The following is a 559-nucleotide window of genomic DNA, read 5'->3' on the forward strand; positions in this document are numbered from 1 at the left end:
CTGGGGCTGTGCTGGAGCGTCACCCAGGTGCAGGCCGAGGCGGAGCAGGGGTTGTCGGCGAAGATCGCGCTCAAGCGCTACTTCTTCAGCTCATCGCCGGCCGAAGGCGTCGACGATGGGCAGCTGTCCGGCACCGCGCAACTGGGCCTGGACTACCAGTACCTGCAGAGCTGGGACAGCCTGCGCCTGCGCCTGGTGGTCAACCCGCGCTACCTGGAGAGCGGGTCCAGGGACCCGCGGCCGAGTTTCTATTGGGATGAGCTGTTCGTGCTCCTCGAGCAGGACAACCGTGAGCTGAAAGTGGGGCGGATCAAGGAGCATTGGGGTGTCATGGAGACCCGCCAACTGGTGGATGTGATCAACACCTACGACAACCTCGACGGTCTGCAACCGGAAGAAAAGCTCTCGCAGAAAGCCATCAAGCTGGGCAGCACCCTGGGGCCCGGGCATCTGAGCCTGTACCTGCTCGACGGCTTCGAACCGGTGCAGTTCTACAGCGAGCCGGCGCGGTTTGCCGCTTACCGGGTCCAGCCAGCGGCCGAGTACATCCACGGTGCCG

General features: G+C 64.6%; 1 protein-coding gene. It reads left to right on the plus strand.

The features are described from left to right. On the plus strand, window positions 1-559 hold a 559-nt coding region (locus Q7C21_RS22665), incomplete at both ends, for a hypothetical protein (RefSeq protein WP_375151188.1).

The sequence above is a fragment of the Pantoea sp. ANP04 genome (assembly GCF_041982285.1).
GTDB lineage: Bacteria > Pseudomonadota > Gammaproteobacteria > Enterobacterales > Enterobacteriaceae > Pantoea > Pantoea eucalypti.